We start from the raw sequence: 18,077 nt of genomic DNA on the forward strand, positions 1-18,077 counted from the left end.
TTCAACTCCGTGAACTCCGGCCCCATCCGCACCCGCGTCCGAATCCACGACGGCTTCTTCTCAATCGGCGTCTCGCTGTTACGCACCTCAAGCCGCAACAACTTCCGCCCCTCAGGCGTCACGTTCACGGGGTCCACCCTACGCCCGGCGGGGTGTGGAGTCCTGCTAGCTGGGGTCCGGGGTGACGTCCGTCAACCGCGCGGTCAGTTCCCACAATGCGGAACCGGTGTGCGGGTCGCGCGCGGCCGCCAGGGTGCGGACTTTCGTGGGCAGGCCGCGGATGCCGAAGAAGCGATCCGGGCCGAGGTAATCGCCGCTTTCGACGTCCGCATCGGTGGCTGCGCACAACAGCGGCAGCGCGCCTTGTTCGACCCGCTGTCCGAATACCGGGTTGCCCAGCCTGCCGATGGTTGCGATCGCCCGGCGTGCCAGTGGATTGCGGTACGAGCCGGCCATGTTCCCGACCAGCCCGGTCGAGGTGTAACCGGGGTGCGCGAGCACGCTCAGCACGCTCGAGCCTGCCGCGCGCAGGCGCCGGTCCAGCTCGACCCCGAAAACCTGGTTCGCCAGCTTCGACTGTCCGTACGCCGCGCCGGCGTTGTACCGGTGGTGCTCGGTGTTCGGGTCGTCCAGCCGGATTTGCGCGCCGTAGGCGACCACGCTGGACACGGTGACCACGCGGGCTGCGGATGTGCCCCGCAACGCGGGCATCAGCAGCCAGGTCAGCGCCGCGTGCCCGAGGTGGTTGATGCCGAACTGCAGCTCGAACCCGTCGGCTGTGCGGCCGCGCGCGGTGGCCATCACGCCGGCGTTGTTCACCAGGACGTCCAGTGCGTCGCCGGTGAGTTCGCGCACCGCGCTCGCCGCTTCCCGCACCGATGCGAGGTCGGCGAGGTCCAGCCGGACCAGTTCGGGCTGCTCGCCGGTGGCCACCGCGGCCACCCGCCCGAGGGCGGCCTGACCGCGCTCGGGCGAGCGGCAGGCGAGCAGCACCCGGGCGCCGCGTCCGGCGAGCACCTCGGCCGAGCGCAGGCCGAGGCCGGAATTCGCGCCGGTGATCAGGACGGTCCGGGCACTCTGGTCGGTGATGTCGGTCTCGGTCCAGCGCCGGTTCATGGGTTCAGCTAACTACACGTCACGCGCTGGGTGCGAGCAGCCGCATCAGATGGCCCATCGGGCTGCGCCGGCGGGCGGGACGCAGGTCGCCTGCCCGCAGCAGCGAGCCGAGCGCGTGGCCCACCTTGGTGATCTCCGCGCGCGGCTCGGCCGGGTCGGCGAGCCCGGCGGTGATCGCCAGCATGCGCAACTCGCTTTCGTGCAGCGGTGCGAGCGCGGGGCAGCGCTCCACGGCACCGTCCAGCAGCGCCCGCAGCGTCTCGTGGCCGGACTGCGCCCGTTGCCACGCGCGGGACACCGCGTCGACCTGGTCGCCGGCGCCGTCCGCCGCGGCGTCCTCCGGGTCGGCGAGCTCGGCACGCAGATGGCCGCCGAGCCGCTGGGTCCATTGGTAGTGCAGGGCGAGCAGCAGGTTCTCCTCGGTGCCGAACACATCGGCGGCGCCCGGGATCTCGTCGAGCGCCAGCGGCTCGGCCGGGGTGTGCTGCGCGTGCCGGACGGCTGCTTGGAGGATCTCTCGTCGTCGGTAGAAGTCGGTCCAGCTCATGGTGTGGGCTCCCCTTCCGTGACCCGGGCCATACCGCAGGTCTGCGGCATACTCTCGGTACGGACCTGACCCGGCCAACATACCACGGGTATGGCCGGGCAGTGTCCGGCGTAAGGTTGTGTTCGTGCCGACATTGAGGTCCCGACGTCTCGACTATTCGGAGTCGACCCGCTCCGCGCTGGTCGAGTCCGCGGTGGAGCTGTTCACCAAACGCGGTTACGCCGGAACCTCGCTCGACGAGGTGGCCAAACGCGCCAGGGTCACGAAAGGCGCGCTGTACCACCACTTCAGCGGCAAGCAGGCATTGTTCGAGGCCGCGTTCGACGCGGTGGAGAGCCTGGTCTACGACCGGCTCCAGAAGATCATGACCGGCAAGGGCACCGCGTGGGAGCGGGCGCTCGGCGGGCTGAAGGCGTTCATCGGCAGCTGCCTCGACCCGGCGTACCAGCGGATTGCGATCCACGAGGCGCCGGTGGTGATGGGCTGGGAACGCTGGCGCGAGGCCGAGGAGCAGTGCAGCTTCGGGCTGGTGCGCTCCGGGCTGCAGCTGCTCGTCGACGCGGGCGAGGTGGAGCCGGTGCCGGTCGAGGTCACCTCGCGGCTGTTGTTCGGCGCGTTGTCCAGTGCGGCCACCGAAATCGCCAGTGCGGCCGATCCGAAGAAGGTCGGCGCGGAGATCGAGGACGTGATCGTGCGGATGCTGCTGCGCGTGCGCCGTCCTGCCGACGAGGTGCCGGAGCGACCCGCCGCCGGCTGACCCTGCCGTGGCTAGGCTGACGGCCATGGACCTGAGGATCTTCACCGAGCCCCAGCAGGGGGCGACCTACGACGACCTGCTGCGAGTCGCGCGCACCACCGAAGCGGCAGGCTACGACGCGTTCTTCCGCAGCGACCACTACCACGTGATGGGCGGGGCGGACGGGTTGCCGGGGCCGACCGACGCGTGGCTCACCCTGGCCGGGCTGGCCCGCGAAACCGAACGGATCCGGCTCGGCACGCTCGTCACCGCGGCCACCTTCCGCCACCCCGGCCCGCTCGCGATCTCCGTTGCACAGGTGGACCAGATGTCCGGCGGGCGCGTGGAATTCGGCCTCGGCGCCGGCTGGTTCGACACCGAGCACACCGCATACGGGCTGGACCTGCCGCCGCTGAAGGAGCGCTTCGACCGTTACGCCGAGCAGCTGGAGATCATCACCGGACTGTGGCGCACCCCGGTGGGGGAGAAGTTCTCGTTCTCCGGCAAGCACTACACGCTCACCGATTCGCCGGCGCTGCCGAAGCCCGCGCAGTCACCCGCGCCGCCGGTGATCATCGGCGGCGCGGGCAAGAAGCGCACGCCGGAGCTGGCCGCGCGGTTCGCCGACGAGTTCAACCTGCCCTTCGCCGACCCGGAAACCGTCCTCGCGCAGTTCGACCGGGTCTCCGCGGCGGCGACCGCGATCGGCCGTGACCCCAAGGAAATCGTGCGTTCGGTGGCGCTCACCGTGGCCATCGGCAGGAACGACACCGAGGTGGCGCGCCGGGCCGAGGCGGTCGGCAGGGACCTGGACGAACTGCGTGGCAACGGCCTGGCCGGCACGGCTGCCGAGATCGTGGACCGGATCGGGCAGTGGCAGGAGAAGACCGGCCTGACCCGGCTCTACCTGCAGGTGCTCGACCTCACCGACCTCGAGCACATCGAGTTCATCGCGGCCGAAGTCGCCCCGCAGCTCGGCTGACCGCGACGGCCGCGTACCGGGCCCCGGTACGCGGCCGCGTCGGGTCAGTTCTGCAGGGCGAAGGTGACGCCGGCCGCCTGCGGTGCCTCCGGCCGTGGCAGCCAGCGGTCGTCGCTCACCGGCAGCTCGCCTTCGAGCGCGGCGAGCACCAGGTCCCGCGCCAGCGGCAGCACCTCGGCGACCGGCACATCCCGCTGCAGCTCGTAGGACAGCGAGGTGACCCCGGCGTCGCGGATGCCGCACGGCACGATCGCGTCGAACGCGCCGAGGTCGGCATTGCAGTTCAGCTCGAAGCCGTGCATCGTCACGCCGCGCTGCACGCGGATGCCGATGGCGGCGATCTTGCGCTCGATGCCGCGGTCGTCGGCAGGGATCCACACGCCGCTGCGGCCCTCGACGCGGCCGGTGCGCACGCCCAGCCGATCGCACACCGCGATCAGCGCCTCTTCCAGCCTGCGCACGTAGTGCACGACGTCGATCGGGTCGGCGAGCTTCAGTATCGGGTAGCCGACCAGCTGTCCCGGCCCGTGCCAGGTGATCTTGCCGCCGCGGTCGACGTCGATCACCGGGGTGCCGTCGGTCGGCCGGTCGGCGGCCTCGGTGCGCTTGCCCGCGGTGTACACCGACGGGTGCTCCAGCAACAGCATGGTGTCCGGACCGGTCTCGTCGGCGCGGGCGGTGAGTACCTCCCGCTGCAGGTCCCATGCCTCGGTGTACTCGATCGTGCCGAGCTCGCGCACGGCAACGGGTTCGGCCGCGGCGCGGCAGCTTGTCCTCGAAGAACTCACCCGTCGAGGCTACGCCTTTCCGGTCCGGGAAAGGGCAGCAACCGCAGTGCGCTCGCCGACACCAGGCCGACGCCGAGCACCGCCAGCACGCCGCCTGCGGTGTCGGTGACCCAGTGCACGCCGAGCACGATCCGGCAGGTCGCGGCGAGCACTGTCGCGACCGCCGCGCACAGCACCGCCCAGCGCACGAGCCGGGGCCGCAGCCAGCCGCACAGCAGCACCACGACCAGTCCGGTGGCGGCCACGGACACCACGTGCCCGCTGGGGTAGCTCAGGTCCGGGTATTCGCGCGGACGTTGCCGCAGGAACACCGGCTTGAACACCGGACTGGTCAGCCGGCACAGCACCAGCACCCCGGCCAGCCGCAGGCACAGCGAAAGCCGTGCCCGGTCACGCAGCACGAGTGCGAGCAGCGCCACGGCGAGCACATACGGCAGCGCCGGCCCGAGGACTTCGGTGAGCACTCCGGCGACGGCGCCGGCCGCCTGCCGGTACTGCCCGCGCAGGGCGTTCGCGACCTCGACGTCGAGCTGCAGCGGCTGACGGGCGACGAGCACGCCCAGCCCCATGAACGCGGCGAACCCCAGCAGACCGGTGAGCGCCCACCGCAGCCCGGGGACGGTCATGTCGCCGCGGCCAGCGCGCTCTCCACGGTGCGGTGGCGGAATTCGTAGCCGCTGTCCTGCAGCCGTCGCGGCACCGCGCGCTGCCCGAACAACGCCATTTCCTCGCCGGCCTGGCCGAGCGCGAGCTTCAGCCCGATTTCCGGCACCCACCACGGCGCGGGCCGGTGCACCGCTTGTCCGAGTGCACGGGTGAACTCGGCGTTGGTCACCGGCGCCGGACCGGTGAGGTTCACGGCTCCGGACATCATGTCGTGCGACAGGACGTGGAGCAGGCCGCCGATCTCGTCGTCCAGCGAGATCCACGGCATGAACTGGTGACCGGCGCCGAGCCTGCCGCCGAGCGCGAAGCGGAACAGCGGCCGCAGCACGTTCAGCAGACCACCGCTGCGGGAGAGGACCAGCCCGGTGCGGATCGAGACCACCCGGACGTCCGCGGCCGTGGCGGCCGCCGTCGCGGATTCCCACGTCCGGCACAGTTCGGCCAGGAAACCCCCGCCCGAGCCGGAATCCTCGTCGACCTCAGTGGCTCCGGTGTTGCCGTAGAAGCCCACCGCGGACGCGTTCACGAGCACCCCGACGCCGTGTTCGGCGACGGCTTCGGCGAGTACTTCGGTGGGTTCCACCCGGCTGTCGAGCAGCAGCTGCTTGCGCATGCCGCTCCACCGGCCGGACAGCAGCGGCGCGCCGCACAGGTTCACCACCGCGTCGACACCCGCGAACGCGCCCTCGTCGATCCGGCCCGACGGCGGGTCCCAGCCCCGTTCGTCCGCGGTGCGCGCGGCCCGTCGCACCAGCCGGCGCACGTCGTGGCCGGATTCGCGCAGCCGCGCGGTCAGCGCCGTGCCGATGAGCCCGCCGGATCCCGCGATGAGTACCCGCATACCCCTGATCGTGTCCTATCCGCCGGTCCCGCGCACGCCCGGCCGCAGCTGGCCGGCCACGTCCGCGGCGGCGGTCAGCAGCACCAGTGCGGGGATCGCGGCGGTCGGGCGGAGCCGGTAACTGCCGCGGCGATCCTGCTCGACGAGCCCGGCCCCGGTGAGTGCCTTGAGATGGTGGTAGAGCCGTCCGGGGGAACCGAGTTCGGCGGCCTCGCGCAGTGCGGCCCCGGTCTGCGGGCCGTCCCGGGCGAGCAGCCGCACGAGCGCGATCCGGTCGGCGCTGGCCAGTGCCGCCAGTACCTCGACGCGGGGACCGTCGGGCAGTGCCAGCACCGCGGGCGCGGTCAGCCGGATCGACCAGCGCAGCTCCGGATCGGTCAGCTCGCCCTGGTAGCCGACGATCCCGTTCGGACTGTCCGGAGTGGACTCGGCGGACCGCTCCTCCAGCGCGGCCACCCGGCGTTCCAGTTCCGCCACGCGCTCGGTGAGATCATCGGTCATGCGGGTCAGTGTCCCAGTGCACGCTCCAACCCGGCGAATGTGGCCGGGGTGTCCAGCGCGTCCGCGCAAAGCCGGAGCAGTACGTCGGCGTGCTGCAGGTCCGCGGCCGTCGAGTTCACCAGCTGCACCACGGCAGTGCCGGGACGGCGGTGCGGCCACACCAGGTCGAGGCCGATCGAGAGGTTTCCGGGCAGGTCGCCGCCCTTGAACAGCATCGCGTCGGTACCCGGCGGCCGGCTCCCGGCGAACTGCCTGCCGAGCACCTCCCGCGCCAGCGCCGCGGCGGGATCGGGACTTCCGGCGATTTCGTGGTGCAGCCCGGCCAGCCGCGCGGCTTCGCCGGTGCCGGTCCGGGCGGCCCACGCCCATTGCTCCGCCGCGGTGGGCGGTTTCGCCGCAGCCCGCGGCAGCACCTTGGCCCGGAACGAGAGATCACGGGCGAAGCGTTCGGACAGTGCGTCGCCCGCGGCCCGCCGCACCACGACCGGGCTGCCCGGTGCCGGGCAGTATTCGGGGAAGAACAGCAAAAGCGTTTCACCGCCGAGCATCCGCACATCCGGCGCGGTCCATCCGCCGCGAGCCGCGGCCGCGTGCAACGCCACGTCCCCCAGCCGCGCACGCAGGTAATCGGCTGCCGCGTTGTCGCTGAACCGGATCATCATTTCGGGGATCTTCGCCAGCGGCACGCGCTGTTCGGGGTCCTTCGCGACGCCGTATTCGTCGCACGGGATGCCCAGCTCGGTCAGCGCGCTGTGATGCGCACCGGCGCCGAGCGGGCCGTCGCCGAGGTACGGGTGCCGGGCATCCCAGTCGCCGACACGTACCTGCTCGTCCGGATCGAGCCGCCGCGCGCCGACCGCGGTCGCGTACGCCAGCAGGTGCACCACTTTGATCGTCGACGCCAACGGGCGCTTGACGGCCGGAAGGTGGCGCACGCGGTGCCCGATGCCGTCGTCGAGCACGGCCGACACGTCACCGCGGTGTGCGGCGAGCCGGGCCAGCCAGCCCTCGGGCGTGGTCAGATCCGGTTCGCCGGCGTGCGCGGCTCCGGGCAGGAACAGCGCCGCCGGCGCGGTGGCGGCCACAGTGGTCAGCAGACGGCGTCGGGTCAGCATGCGCCCACCATACTCCGGAAATCCGTAATTCCGGAATAGTAGAGTGCCGGGAAATGAGGAAGGCCTCCGCACCCTCGGGTGCGGAGGCCTTCGCCGAGGCGGTTACCGGGTCACAGGCCCAGTTCGTCCTCGAAGTTGCCCTCTTCCAGCCGCTGCTTGATGGTGGTCAGGAAGCGGCCCGCGTCCGCGCCGTCGACCAGGCGGTGGTCGTAGGTCAGCGGCAGGAACGCCATCGAGCGCACGGCGATCGTGTCGTTGCCCTCGGCGTCGGCCACCACGACCGGACGCTTCACCACCGCGCCGGTACCGAGCATGCCGGACTGCGGCTGCACGATGATCGGCGTGTCGAACAGGGCGCCGTTGCTGCCGATGTTCGTGATGGTGAAGGTGCCGCCGGACAGCTCGTCCGGCTTGATCTGGTTGGCCCGTGCCCGCGCCGCCAGGTCGGCGATGCGGTGCGCGAGACCGGCGAGGCTCAGCTCGCCCGCGTCGTGGATGACCACCGACAGCAGACCCTTGTCCGTGTCCACCGCGATGCCGAGGTGCACGGCGCCGTGGTAGGTGATCTCCTTCGTGTCCTCGTTGTAGGACGCGTTGACGTTCGGGTGCTGCTTGAGCGCCTCGACCGTCGCCTTGGCGAAGAACGGCAGGAAGGTGAGGTTGACGCCCTCGCGCTCCTTGAACGCCGCCTTCGCCCGCTGGCGCAGTTTGGCGATCTTGGTGACGTCCACCTCGTGCACTTGCGTGAGCTGCGCGGAGACCTGCAGCGACTCGCGGGTCTTGGTGGCGGTGATCTGCCGGATCCGGCTCGCCTTCTGCACGGTGCCGCGCAGCGCGGCGACCTCCGGCGACGGACCGGTCCGCGGGGCGGACGGTGCGGGTGCCGAAGCGGCCGGCGCCGCCGGAGCCGCGGCGGGTGCGGCCGCCGGAGCGGACGCGGCCTGCTGCTTCTCCTCGGCCGCCGCCAGCACGTCCTGCTTGCGGATGCGGCCGCCGACCCCGCTGCCGGTCAGCGTGGCGAGGTCGATGCCGTGCTCGGTGGCGAGCTTGCGCACCAGCGGCGTGACGTACGGACCGTCGGCGGCACCGTTGCCCGACGACGCCGCCGGGGCAGCCGGGGCGGGCGCCGCCGGGGCCGGCGCGGCCTGCGGCTTCGGTTCCGGCTTCGGCTCGGGCTTGCTCTCCTGGACCGGCGCGGGCGTCGGCTCGGGCTGCGGTGCGGGAGCTGCGGGTGCGGCCGGTGCCGGAGCGGCCGGTGCCGGAGCGGACTTCGGCGCCGCTCCCGCGTCACCGATCACCGCGAGCACCCCGCCGACCTCGACCGTCTCGTCCTCGCCCGCGCGGATCTCCAGCACGGTGCCGGCGACCGGCGACGGGACCTCGGTGTCGACCTTGTCGGTGGAGATCTCCAGCAGTGGCTCGTCGACCTCGATGCTGTCGCCGACCTGCTTGAGCCACCGGGTGACCGTGCCCTCGGTGACGCTCTCGCCCAGTTCGGGCAGCTTCACCTCGGTGCCCTCGCCACCGGCTGCGGGTGCGGTGTCCGGCTGCGAAGGCGCTTCCGCCTGCGCGGGTGCCGCCTCCTGCTGCGGGGCCTGCTGCGCCTCCTGCTGTGCGGCCGGTTCCTCGGCGGGCGCCTCCTGCTGCTGCGCACCCGAGGAGGACTCCGGCACCCCGCCGGTGCCGTCGTCGATCACCGCGAGCTCACCGCCGACCTCGACGGTTTCGTCCTCGCCCGCGCTGATCTTCACCACGGTGCCGGCGACCGGCGACGGGACCTCGGTGTCCACCTTGTCGGTGGAGATCTCGAGCAACGGCTCGTCGACCTCGACCGTGTCGCCTTCCTGCTTCAACCACCGGGTGACAGTGCCCTCGGTGACGCTCTCGCCGAGCTCCGGCAAGGTGACGGAGTAGGCCATTGTTCGCTGACTCCCTTTGCTCTCTAAGACGTGATGTGGATTCTGCTGGTGAGACGTCAGCTGTGCACGTGCAGCGGCTTGCCCGCGAGGGCGAGGAACGCTTCACCGAGGGCCTCGGTCTGGGTGGGGTGCGCGTGGATCAGCGGGGCGACGTCCTCGGGGAAGGCCTCCCAGCTGTAGACCAGCTGCGCTTCGCCGATCAGTTCGCCGACGCGATCGCCGACCATGTGCACGCCGACGACCGGGCCGTCCGGGGCCTTCACCAGCTTCACCCCGCCGGAGGTCTTGAGGATCTGGCTCTTGCCGTTGCCGCCGAGGTCGTAGGTGAACGTGGTGACGTCCGCACCGTAGCGCTCCTTGGCCTGGGTCTCGGTGAGCCCGACCGACGCGACCTCGGGGTGGGAGTAGGTGACCCGCGGGATGCCGCTCTCGTCGATCGCGCGCGGGTTGTGCCCGGCGATCTCCTCGGCCACGAAGATGCCCTGCTGGAACCCGCGGTGCGCGAGCTGCAGACCCGGCACGATGTCGCCGACCGCGTAGACGTTCGGCAGGTTGGTGCGCAGGCGCTCGTCGGTGAGCACGAAGCCGCGGTCGATCTTGACGCCGGCCTCCTCGTACCCGTGCCCTGCGGAGTTCGGGCCACGGCCGACGGCGACCAGCAGCAGATCGGCCTCCAGCGTCTCGCCGGATTCGAGCGAAACGCTCACGCCGTTGTCGTCCTGCTTCGCACCGGTGAACCGCACCCCGGTCTTGAAGGCGATCTTACGGCGGCGGAACGCGCGCTCGAGCTGCTTGGAGGCGAACTCGTCCTCGTTCGGGACCAGCCGCGGCAGGGCCTCGACCACGGTGACCTCGACCCCGAAGGAGGCCCACACGCTGGCGAACTCCACGCCGATCACACCGCCGCCGAGCACCACGACCTTCTTCGGCACCGAGTCCAGCGTGAGTGCCTGCTCGCTGGCGATGATCCGGCCGCCGAGCTCGAGGCCGGGCAGCGTGCGCGAGTACGACCCGGTGGCCAGGATGACGTTCTTGCCGGTGTAGCGGGTGCCCTCGACCTCGACCGTGGTGCCGCCGACGAACCGGCCGGTGCCCTCGACGAGGTTCACCTTGTGCGCTTTGGCCAGGCCCTGGAGGCCCTTGTAGAGGCGGGAGACGATACCGTCCTTGTACTTGTTCACCCCCGCGATGTCGATGCCTTCGAACGTGGCCTTGACACCGAACGACTCGGCGTCGCGAGCCTCGTCGGCGACCTCCGCGGCGTGCAGCAGGGCCTTGGTCGGGATGCAGCCCCGGTGGAGGCAGGTCCCGCCCAGCTTGTCCTTCTCGATCAGGGTGACGGAAAGGCCCAGCTCGGCCGCGCGGAAAGCCGCGGCGTAGCCGCCCGATCCGCCTCCCAGGATCACGAGGTCGGCGGAGGTGTCGCTCACTTCAATAACTCCTCGGCAGCGATGGGGTGAAGCTCTCGGTTGCCGCGGCACCCGGTATAAACGCGCGCGCGACAAGGCCATCTTGTCACTACGCCGATCAGGCTTGCGACCTAGCCGTACCAAGCAGGGCATGCGACACCGGCCACACCTGTCGCCGGGAATAATGGAGCCGGGACTCCCGCAGGAAGAGAGGTGGCCGGAATGGGGATCTTCGACTCGTTGCGGCGGCGTGGCCGGGGCGGCAACCGCCGGTCCTCGGTCCGGCGCGCCGGCTCCGAGGACACCCGTTACCTGGAGGAATGGACTGCGGCCAGGCGCGGGGTGGAGGCGTTCGTGGAGCCGCGCACGACGGTGACCGAACCCACCGTCGTGCTCGTCGCGCACGACGGCGAGTGGACCCGCCGCCGCATCGGCAGCCTCGAGGCGGCGCAGCGGTTCGGGCACCGCAACACCGTTCCGGTCTACGAGGTTTCCCGCGTCGGCTACCCGCAGCGCATGCGCGACTACACCGAGCGGCAGAAGCGCCGTCCCGGTCGCTGACGCGGCTCAGGCACTCGCTTCCAGCAGCCGGAGGTGGTGTTCGAGCAGCGCGCGGAACGACGGATGCGCGCTGCTGCCGAGCCGGAGGTCCACCTCGATCGCACGCCAGTCGCCGCCGGTGCGGGTGAGCAGGACCACCGCCGGGTCGGCGACGATCACCACGTCGCCCTCGGCACGCAGTTCGCCGGCGGGCAGCAGCCGCGGGAACACGACGTCCGCGGGCAGACCGTCGGTCACCGCGAGGAACTCCCGGTAGTCCTCCGGCAGCCGGACGCCGAGCCGTTGTTCGGCTGCCGCGACCTCGGCGGGTGCGGCCGGACCGGGGGACTGCTGCCCGCGCAGCCGCAGTATCGCCGCGACGAGGTCCGGCCAGCTGTCCGGACCGGCCGGGTACCGCTCGCGCAACGCGGCGATCAACGCGCCCGCGCACTGCTCCGGCCACTCCGCGCCGAGCCCGAGCGGATCGGCGCCGGCGACCAGCGACGGGGTCAGCGCACGGGTGGCGGCGAGCGCCGCGACGTCCGGGTCCGGCTGGTTCGCGACCAGTTCGGCCCAGCGGTCCAGGTCGCCCTCGGCCAATGCGGTGCGCACCGGATCGGGCCGGCCCGGGGCGAGCGCGGAGACCGCGCCCGCCACCGGGGAACCCTCGAACAGACCGTCCAGATCGGACACTGTGCGGGCGAGGAACGCAGTGTGCGCACGCTCTTGCGCGTCGAGGTCGAGCGGCGGCAGCGACTCCGCCCACTGTGGACGGTCACCGCGCGCCGCGAACAGCATCGCCCACGCACGGGCCCGCACGGCGTCCTCGGCGAGCACCGACGCCGGGCGGTCGGTCACCGCCTGCCAGTGCGTGACCAAGCGGTCCGCGGGGCCGGCCGCACCGGCGGTGGCCAGCAGCAGAGCTGCGTGCCCGATCCGCCGATCGGCCGCCGGTTCGTCGGCGGTGAGCACATCGCGGACCGCGGTCTCGAGGTAGTCGCTGCGTTCCATGGCGCCTCCGGCCCCGGCTCAGCCCTGGTCGGCGATGTCCGCGAGCACCGCGGCAATGGAGCGCACCGGCACGCCGGTGCCGCCCTTGGCGGTGTAGCCGTACGGCCCGCCCTTGTGGAAGGCCGGGCCCGCGACGTCGATGTGCGCCCACGGCAGGCCTTCGGCGACGAACTCGCGCAGGAAGATGCCCGCGGCCAGCATGCCGCCCCAGCGGTGGCCGGTGACGTTGGCCAGATCGGCCAGCCGCGAGTCGAGGTCGCCGCGCAGCTCGTCGGGCAGCGGCATGGCCCAGCCGCCCTCGCCGGTGGCCTGCATGATGCCCGCCACCCGGTCGCGGAACTCGTCCGAGCCCATCACGCCGGCGGTCCGGTTGCCGAGCGCGACCACCTGTGCGCCGGTGAGCGTGGCCGTCTCGATCAGGTAGTCCGGGTTCTCCTCAGCCGCGCGCACGATCGCGTCGGCCAGCACGAGCCTGCCCTCGGCGTCGGTGTTGAGCACCTCGACGGTCTTGCCGCCGTACATGGTCAGCACGTCGCCGGGGCGGTAGGCGCTGCCCGAGGGGAGGTTCTCCGCGAGCGGGATGTGCGCGGTGACCTCGAGCGGGTACTTCAGCTTCGCGGCCAGCACCACGGACGCGAGCACCGCGGCCGCGCCGGACATGTCGGAGGTCATGTCGTCCATGCCCGCGGCGGGCTTGAGCGAGATGCCGCCGGAGTCGAAGGTGATGCCCTTGCCCACCAGCGCGACCTTCTTGCCCGCCTTGGCAGGCTTCCAGCCGACGCGCAGCAGCCGCGGCGGACGCGTGGATCCGCCGCCGACGCCGAGGATGCCGCCGAAGCCCTTGCGCTTGAGCACCTTCTCGTCCAGCACCTCGAAGTCGAGGCCGTTCGCCTCGGCGAGCTTCTTCGCCCGGTCCGCGAACGAGGCCGGGAAGAGGTCGTTCGGCGGGGTGTTGATCAGGTCGCGGGCGATGATCACGGATTCGGCGATCGAGGTGGCCGCCTTGAGCGTGGCCTTGTGCTCGCGCGGGGCGCCCTCGTCCGGGCTCACGAAGTCGACCCGGGCCAGCGGGCCGTCGCCCTTCTCCGAGCGGTATTCGGTGAAGGCGTAGGTGCCGAGCACGGTGCCTTCGACCGCGGCCTGCAGGTCGAGCGCGGAGAGCGTGACGAACGCCCGGTCGGTGCCCGCCAGTGCACGGGAGGCGGCACCGGCGGCACGGCGCACCTGCTCGGCGGTGACGGTGCCGTCCTTCTCCTTGCCGAGCCCGACGGCGAGCACCACGCCCGCACGCAGCTTGCCCAGCGTCGGCAGCTTCACGATTTCCTCGGCCTTGCCGGTCGCGCCGAGCGTGGCCAGCACCTCGACGAGCTTGCCGTCGAAAGCCGCGTCGGCGACGCCGGCACCGGGGGCGAGCGCAGGGCCGTCCTCGCCCTGCACGGTGCCGATCACGACCACGTCGGCGCGGGCTTTGCCCACTGCCGCATCGGTGTTCTCGGTGAGGGCGAGCTTCGGCACGGTCACTTCTGGCTCCTCGCGACGTCGCGGTGGTACCGGGCGGATTCGTCCGGTCAATCGTGAGCCATGCTAATGACACGTTCGGCCGGACGTGGGAAGGGGACCGTCGTGCGTCTCGGGGGAGGGCTGCTGGTGGCGCTGGCGGTGGGTGCTGCCGGGGCCGGTTACTGGGTGCTCGCCGGGGTGGTGCTCGCCGGGCTGGCCGCCGCGTTCGCCTCCCGGCTGCCGCCGCCGGGGTCCGGCGGGCTCGACCGGTACACAGGCGGGATCGCGCGGTTGGCCCAGGTCGTCGTGTTCGGGCTCGTCTTCGGTGCGTATGTGGTGCCGACCCAGCCGGGATACGCCGCGGTCGGTCTCGTCGTGCTGGCCGCGGCGGCCGACCTCGCCGGGTTACGGCTGCCTGCTGCACTCGTCCGCTGGCTCACGGTGGTGCTGCTGATCGCCGCGGCCGTGCTGGTGGTGCTGTGTGCAGTGGTGACGCCGGTGGTCACGGCGGAGGGGATCGGTGCCCCGAACGTGGCGGCGATCGTGGTGGCCGCGCTCGTCGTGCTGCCGTTCCTGCTGCCGGGCCAGGGCGAACGGGCCACCGTGCGGGCGTTGACGCTCGGCGTGGTCGCGGTGCTGGTGACCGTGGTGGCGCTGGTGCAGCTCGGCCCGATCCGGCTGGGGCTCGCCGAGTCGTCGTTCCGTGACCTGCTCTACGCCGCGGACGCGGGTCAGCTGCAGCCGTTGCTGACCGTGATCGCAGCGCTCGCGACCGTCCCCGCCGCGCTGACCACCTTCACCGACGCCCGGGAACGGTTCGCTCCGTCAGGAGGTCTACCCGGGTTGGCGGGTGGTCTGGTGGCCGCGGTGGCGGCAGCGTTCATCCCGGTGTTCGCAGCCTTGCTCGTGGCCGGGCTCGGCGCGGTCGCCGAAGTGCTGCTGCGGACGCGGGCCCGCCGCTACCGTGACGCGCATGAGTGAGCACCGCTGGGAGCCGGGTCAGGTTGTCGTCGAACGGTTTCTGCGGCCGGACGGCAGCATCGGCCAGCACCATCCGCTGCGGGTGGTCTCCGACGACGGGCAGGTGCTCTTCGGCTGGCTCCCGATGGACACGCCGATCGTCGGCAGCAGGCTCGTGGACGGCAGGAAGATGCACGAAGCGCCGCTGGCGGAGCGTTTCCGGGTGCCTCGGACGCCGGTGCGCGACACCTGGCACGGATCGTCCACGCTGCGGATGATCCCGGAGGACACCTGGTCGTCGGTCTGGTGGTTCTTCGGGCCGGACGGGCGGTTCCGCGAGTGGTACGTGAACCTCGAGGTGCCGGTGGGCCGGACCGCGGCCGGTCCGGACCGCATCGACGGCGTGCTGGACGTGGTGGTCACCCCGGGCGCGGGCTGGCGCTGGGACGACGAGGACGAGGCCGAGGAGGCGGTGCAGGCCGGACGGCTGACCGCGGGGCAGCTCGCCCGGCTGCGCGGCGAGGGGGAGCGGATCGGGGAACTGGCCGACCGCGGCGCATTTCCCTTCGACGGCACGTACACCGATTTCCGGCCGGACCCGGACTGGCCCGCGCCGCCGCTGCCCGCCGGGCTGATCTGAGCCGTCCGGTCAGCCGACCATCAGCAGCAGCGCACCCATCAGCAGCGCGTCGACCACGAACAGCAGCACGACCGAGCGGACCGGCAGGGTGCTCGAGATGACGCTGCCGTGCAGGCTGTGCCACCAGTAGATGCCGAAGCCTGCGGCGACCAGGCCCAGGAAGAAGCCGAAGCCGCTGCCGAGCAGCCCCCAGCCGACCATGCCGAGCATGCCGGCGCCGAAGGTCAGCAGGACTGCGGTCGCGAAGGTCTTCACGTCGGTGCCGATGCCGGTGTTCGCCGGCTGCGCGGGATGGGTGCTCACCAGGCCATCGTAGAGCGGTGGCACCGCCGACGGCAGAGGTGGCGAAGGTCGCGGGAAAAACCCGAGGACATCCGACTAACGCTCATCCGACCAAGCGCTATCGTTTGGGTATGATCACAGCGACGTCGTTCACCCATGTCCCGCACCCGAGCCCTGCGAGCGCGGACCGCGTCGCCGAAGTACTCGCCAAGCCCGGGTTCGGTACGTATTTCACCGACCACATGGTCACCGTGAAGTGGAACCGGGAGCAGGGCTGGCACGACGCGACGGTCGGCCCGTACGCGCCGTTCACGCTCGACCCGGCCACTTCCGTGCTGCACTACGGGCAGTCGATCTTCGAGGGGCTCAAGGCCTACCGACAGCCGGACGGCACGATCGCCGCCTTCCGCCCGGACGCGAACGCCCGCCGGTTCCAGGAGTCCGCCGCGCGGCTGGCCATGCCCGAGCTGCCGGAGGAACTCTTCCTCGCCTCGCTGCGCGAGCTGATCGCGGTGGACGAGCGGTGGGTGCCGACCCGTCAGGGTGACTCGCTGTATCTGCGGCCGTTCATGATCTCCACCTCGTCCGGGCTCGGCGTCAACCAGCCGGCCGCGGACTACGTCTACACGCTCATCGCCTCGCCTGCCGGGTCGTACTTCACCGGTGGCGTGAAGCCGGTGAGTGTGTGGCTGTCCACGGAGTACGTCCGCGCGGCCCCCGGCGGTACCGGCGCGGCCAAGTGCGCCGGCAACTACGCGGCGTCGTTCGTGGCGCAGGCGCAGGCCGTGGAGAAGGGCTGTGACCAGGTGGTCTGGCTGGACGCGGTGGAGCGGCGCTGGGTCGAGGAGATGGGCGGGATGAACCTGTTCTTCGTCTTCGGCTCGGGTGCCGACACCCGCATCGTCACGCCGGAGCTGACCGGATCGCTGCTGCCCGGCGTCACCAGGAAGTCCCTGCTGCAGCTGGCCTCCTCGGCCGGGTACCCGGTCGAGGAACGCCGGATCTCCACCGAGGAGTGGGAGAAGTCGGCAGCCTCGGGCGAACTCACCGAGGTGTTCGCGTGCGGCACCGCGGCGGTGATCACCCCGGTCGGCCACGTCAAGCACAGCGGCGGCGAGTTCTCCGTCTCCGCCGGGGCAACCGGCACGGTGACGATGCAGCTGCGGGAACAACTGGTGGGCATCCAGGAAGGCGCCGTCAAGGACCCAGAGGGCTGGATGGTGCCGCTGCGCTGACCCATCGTCGATGAGCCCGGGGCGGGGGAGCCGCGACCGATTCCCCGCCCCGGCTCCGTCGTGGTGGGCTGCGCGCCGAAACGCGGCGTGCCTGCTACCTCGTCCGTCTTCTCGCCGATCCCGGGCACGACGCCCACCTGGTGCGCGAGGCGGCGGACATCATCGAGCTGTCCGGTCAGGGAGCCGGAAGCGGGGTGAGTGGTCCGGCTACGCCGGACTGTTCGTGGGTCGTCATTTCCGCCAGGATGCGGGCGGCCATCATCAGCAGGGGAAGCGCGGTCACCGCGCCGGTGCCTTCGCCGAGGCGGACGTCCAGGTCCAGCAGGCCGCCGAGGTCCAGGTGTTCCAGTGCCAGTGCGTGCGCCGGTTCGCCGGTCAGCTGGCCGGACATCCACCAGCGACGCGCGCCGGGGGCCAGTTCCTCCGCCAGCAGCGCGGCCGAGCAGACGACGAGACCGTCCAGCACCACCGGTGTGCGGCGGACCGCGGCTTGCGCCAGGAAGCCCGTCATGGCGGCGATGTCGGCGCCGCTGGAAGTGCGCAGCAGGGCCAGCGGGTCGGCGAGGACCGCACGTGCCCGGCGTAGCGCGTCGCGGACTGCGGCGGCCTTGCGCATCCACGCGTTGTCGTCGATGCCCGAGCCCCGGCCCACCACGGCCACCGGTTCGCTGCCGGTCAGTGCGGCGACCAGGACCGAGGCCGGCGTGCTGTTGCCGATCCCCAGGTCGCCCGCGATCAGCAGGTCCGCGCCGCCGTCCACCTCGGCGTCGGCCACCTTGCGCCCGGCCGCCACGGCCGCGCGGACTTCGGCGTCGGTGAGGGCGTCTTCCACGTCGATCGAGCCGGAACCGCGGCGCACCTTGAACTCGCCGATCGAGCGCATCGCGGACTCTTCGGTGTCCACTGCCATGTCGACCACCCGCACACCCGCGCCGGCCGCGGCGGCGAGGACGTTGATCGCCGCGCCGCCGGTGAGCATGGTCGCCACGAGCTGCGACGTGACCTCCTGCGGATACGCGGACACCCCCCGCCGTGCGATGCCGTGGTCCCCGGCGAACACCACCACCCGGGGCCGGGTGAACGGCCGCGGCGGCGCCTGGCCCTGGCAGCCCGCGATCCACACGCCGAGTTCCTCGAGCCTGCCGAGCGATCCGGCGGGCTTGACGAGCTGGGTGTGCAACGCGATCGCCGCCGACCGGGCCTGGTCGCTCGGCGGCTCGATCTCGCCGAACTCGGTGCTGGGTTCCGCGTCCACGCCAGGCCTTCCTCTCGCCGGGATCCTCCCGGCG

The 18,077-nt window shown here is 71.9% G+C and carries 19 protein-coding genes and 1 pseudogene; 6 read left to right on the forward strand and 14 right to left on the reverse strand.

Going from position 1 to position 18,077, the window contains the following annotated elements:
• The 3 genes and pseudogenes from ABD793_RS36280 to ABD793_RS36290 all read right to left on the reverse strand — a co-directional run.
• Positions 1 to 128 (reverse strand): annotated as a pseudogene (locus tag ABD793_RS36280) (lipoyl synthase); the annotation flags it as partial.
• Positions 129 to 165: 37 nt separating this feature from the next.
• Positions 166 to 1,116: an oxidoreductase gene (locus ABD793_RS36285; RefSeq protein ID WP_344867948.1), complete on the reverse strand. Its 951-nt coding sequence runs from the start codon at positions 1,114 to 1,116 to the stop codon at positions 166 to 168.
• 19 nt (positions 1,117 to 1,135) lie between these two features.
• A complete protein-coding gene (locus tag ABD793_RS36290) occupies positions 1,136 to 1,663 on the reverse strand; it encodes a hypothetical protein (RefSeq protein WP_344867950.1) in 528 nt (175 codons plus the stop codon).
• A gap of 133 nt (positions 1,664 to 1,796) precedes the next feature.
• On the opposite strand from ABD793_RS36290, the gene ABD793_RS36295 reads away from it, so the two are divergent.
• Both ABD793_RS36295 and ABD793_RS36300 read left to right on the forward strand, forming a co-directional pair.
• Complete coding sequence (locus ABD793_RS36295) at positions 1,797 to 2,420, forward strand: TetR/AcrR family transcriptional regulator (protein WP_344868101.1); 624 nt, start codon at positions 1,797 to 1,799, stop codon at positions 2,418 to 2,420.
• A gap of 25 nt (positions 2,421 to 2,445) precedes the next feature.
• Positions 2,446 to 3,381 (forward strand): LLM class F420-dependent oxidoreductase, encoded by a 936-nt coding sequence (locus tag ABD793_RS36300; RefSeq protein WP_344867952.1) that lies wholly within the window; start codon positions 2,446 to 2,448, stop codon positions 3,379 to 3,381.
• A gap of 44 nt (positions 3,382 to 3,425) precedes the next feature.
• Here ABD793_RS36300 and lipB read toward each other — a convergent pair whose 3' ends face one another.
• From lipB to lpdA, 7 genes are all read right to left on the reverse strand, one after another.
• Positions 3,426 to 4,169 carry a lipoyl(octanoyl) transferase LipB gene (gene lipB, locus ABD793_RS36305; RefSeq protein WP_344867953.1) on the reverse strand — a complete coding sequence of 248 codons (744 nt, stop codon included), beginning with the start codon at positions 4,167 to 4,169 and terminating at the stop codon, positions 3,426 to 3,428.
• Positions 4,166 to 4,795, reverse strand: coding sequence for a phosphatase PAP2 family protein (locus ABD793_RS36310; protein WP_344867954.1), 630 nt, complete (start codon positions 4,793 to 4,795; stop codon positions 4,166 to 4,168). The genes lipB and ABD793_RS36310 overlap by 4 nt, the downstream gene beginning before the upstream one ends.
• Positions 4,792 to 5,676 carry a TIGR01777 family oxidoreductase gene (locus ABD793_RS36315; RefSeq protein WP_344867955.1) on the reverse strand — a complete coding sequence of 295 codons (885 nt, stop codon included), beginning with the start codon at positions 5,674 to 5,676 and terminating at the stop codon, positions 4,792 to 4,794. Before ABD793_RS36315 ends, ABD793_RS36310 begins: the two co-directional genes overlap by 4 nt.
• Before the next feature lie 15 nt (positions 5,677 to 5,691).
• Positions 5,692 to 6,177: an ArsR/SmtB family transcription factor gene (locus ABD793_RS36320; RefSeq protein WP_344867956.1), complete on the reverse strand. Its 486-nt coding sequence runs from the start codon at positions 6,175 to 6,177 to the stop codon at positions 5,692 to 5,694.
• A gap of 5 nt (positions 6,178 to 6,182) precedes the next feature.
• Positions 6,183 to 7,292: a serine hydrolase gene (locus ABD793_RS36325; protein ID WP_344867957.1), complete on the reverse strand. Its 1,110-nt coding sequence runs from the start codon at positions 7,290 to 7,292 to the stop codon at positions 6,183 to 6,185.
• Between the two features lie 110 nt (positions 7,293 to 7,402).
• The gene (sucB, locus tag ABD793_RS36330) at positions 7,403 to 9,211 is read right to left on the reverse strand and encodes a 2-oxoglutarate dehydrogenase, E2 component, dihydrolipoamide succinyltransferase (protein WP_344867958.1); all 1,809 of its coding nucleotides are present in this window, start codon (positions 9,209 to 9,211) and stop codon (positions 7,403 to 7,405) included.
• A gap of 56 nt (positions 9,212 to 9,267) precedes the next feature.
• Positions 9,268 to 10,641: a dihydrolipoyl dehydrogenase gene (lpdA, locus tag ABD793_RS36335; RefSeq protein ID WP_344867959.1), complete on the reverse strand. Its 1,374-nt coding sequence runs from the start codon at positions 10,639 to 10,641 to the stop codon at positions 9,268 to 9,270.
• 201 nt (positions 10,642 to 10,842) lie between these two features.
• Between lpdA and ABD793_RS36340 the strand changes: the two genes are divergently transcribed.
• The gene (locus tag ABD793_RS36340) at positions 10,843 to 11,181 is read left to right on the forward strand and encodes an oxidoreductase (RefSeq protein WP_425548832.1); all 339 of its coding nucleotides are present in this window, start codon (positions 10,843 to 10,845) and stop codon (positions 11,179 to 11,181) included.
• A 6-nt stretch (positions 11,182 to 11,187) separates the two neighbouring features.
• Here ABD793_RS36340 and ABD793_RS36345 read toward each other — a convergent pair whose 3' ends face one another.
• Positions 11,188 to 12,171 carry an SMI1/KNR4 family protein gene (locus ABD793_RS36345; RefSeq protein WP_344867961.1) on the reverse strand — a complete coding sequence of 328 codons (984 nt, stop codon included), beginning with the start codon at positions 12,169 to 12,171 and terminating at the stop codon, positions 11,188 to 11,190.
• Positions 12,172 to 12,189: 18 nt separating this feature from the next.
• The gene (locus ABD793_RS36350; protein ID WP_344867962.1) at positions 12,190 to 13,692 is read right to left on the reverse strand and encodes a leucyl aminopeptidase; all 1,503 of its coding nucleotides are present in this window, start codon (positions 13,690 to 13,692) and stop codon (positions 12,190 to 12,192) included.
• 102 nt (positions 13,693 to 13,794) lie between these two features.
• Between ABD793_RS36350 and ABD793_RS36355 the strand changes: the two genes are divergently transcribed.
• Together ABD793_RS36355 and ABD793_RS36360 are read left to right on the forward strand one after the other, a co-directional pair.
• On the forward strand, positions 13,795 to 14,652 hold the full coding sequence (locus ABD793_RS36355) for a sulfatase (protein WP_344867963.1): 858 nt from the start codon (positions 13,795 to 13,797) through the stop codon (positions 14,650 to 14,652).
• Positions 14,645 to 15,271: a DUF402 domain-containing protein gene (locus ABD793_RS36360; protein WP_344867964.1), complete on the forward strand. Its 627-nt coding sequence runs from the start codon at positions 14,645 to 14,647 to the stop codon at positions 15,269 to 15,271. The genes ABD793_RS36355 and ABD793_RS36360 overlap by 8 nt, the downstream gene beginning before the upstream one ends.
• Before the next feature lie 9 nt (positions 15,272 to 15,280).
• Here the strand turns inward: ABD793_RS36360 and ABD793_RS36365 are convergent, their stop codons facing one another.
• A complete protein-coding gene (locus ABD793_RS36365; protein ID WP_344867965.1) occupies positions 15,281 to 15,574 on the reverse strand; it encodes a hypothetical protein in 294 nt (97 codons plus the stop codon).
• 110 nt (positions 15,575 to 15,684) lie between these two features.
• On the opposite strand from ABD793_RS36365, the gene ABD793_RS36370 reads away from it, so the two are divergent.
• Positions 15,685 to 16,788, forward strand: a complete 1,104-nt coding sequence (locus tag ABD793_RS36370; protein WP_344867966.1) for a branched-chain amino acid aminotransferase — start codon at positions 15,685 to 15,687, stop codon at positions 16,786 to 16,788.
• A gap of 175 nt (positions 16,789 to 16,963) precedes the next feature.
• On the opposite strand, the gene cobT is transcribed toward ABD793_RS36370, so the two are convergent.
• Entirely contained in the window at positions 16,964 to 18,043 is a 1,080-nt protein-coding gene (gene cobT / locus ABD793_RS36375; protein WP_344867967.1) for a nicotinate-nucleotide--dimethylbenzimidazole phosphoribosyltransferase, read from the reverse strand.
• Positions 18,044 to 18,077: the final 34 nt, after the last annotated feature.

It is taken from the genome of Amycolatopsis ultiminotia (genome assembly GCF_039536925.1).
Classification (GTDB): domain Bacteria; phylum Actinomycetota; class Actinomycetes; order Mycobacteriales; family Pseudonocardiaceae; genus Amycolatopsis; species Amycolatopsis ultiminotia.